Here is a 995-nt window from a genome sequence, read left to right as displayed (position 1 = left end):
ACCCACAATTTCATTAAATATTTTGCGCTCAGCTGATAGCAGCAATATCCTAACGTTTCCGGTCTCAGGTCGCTGCACAGAAACAATCGACACTATTACTATCACCGTTACTGATGGACGTTCAAACTCTGTCAGCGAAAGCGATATGAGCTGCTCTCCCGCTACCTCAAACGAAGGTAGCTTCAGCACTGAAATTAACCTAAGCAGCCTTCAAGACGGCGACATCACTATTAATGCAAGTATCGCTGATCGAGCTGGAAACCAGGCAACTGACCAAGATAGTGTTAGTAAAACCGCTTGTGCCCCAGATAATACTGTTGAAATTTGTGATAACGATAGCGATGGTATTTCAAACGGTGACGAGATAAGCCTGGGTCTCGACCCTGATTACTACGATAGTGATGGTGACGGCATTAGTGATCTTGAAGAGCTAGGGGCCGATCTCAGTTCACCATTTGACTCGGATGGAGATGGCATTCTCGATGCCTTGGATACTGACTCGGATAATGATGGCATTAACGATGCTGGAGAGCTGGGAAGCGACCCAAACCTTCCTCAAGATAGTGACAACGACGGCACACCTGACTATCGAGATCGAGACTCAGACAATGACCATATTCCTGATTATCTCGAACATAAGTTTGTAGCTGAAGATTTTGATAATGACTCTATCCTCAACCACCTTGATTTGGACAGTGATGGAGATGGCCTCCCCGATGCCATTGAAAATGGCGTCGCATTGCACCTCGACTCGGATGACGATGGTATCGATAACGGCTTTGACGTCGACCTGACTGGAGGAGAAGACCTCAACCTGGATGGTATTGATGACGCGATAAGTCTTTTGGATAGCGATGGCGATAATAGCTACAACATCTTTGACCTGGACAGTGACAACGATGGTATGAATGATGAACTTGAAGCTGAGTTAACTGCCAGCTTAGACAGTGATGGTGACGGTATCAATGACGCCTACGATGTTGACAGCACCGGGG

1 pseudogene is annotated in these 995 nt (G+C 46.6%); it reads left to right on the top strand.

Going from position 1 to position 995, the window contains the following annotated elements:
* Positions 1–995: pseudogene (locus A3763_RS29090) on the top strand (hypothetical protein); the annotation flags it as partial.

Source organism: Oleiphilus sp. HI0128 (assembly GCF_001635365.1).
This window is presented reverse-complemented; position numbering and strand designations above follow the sequence as displayed.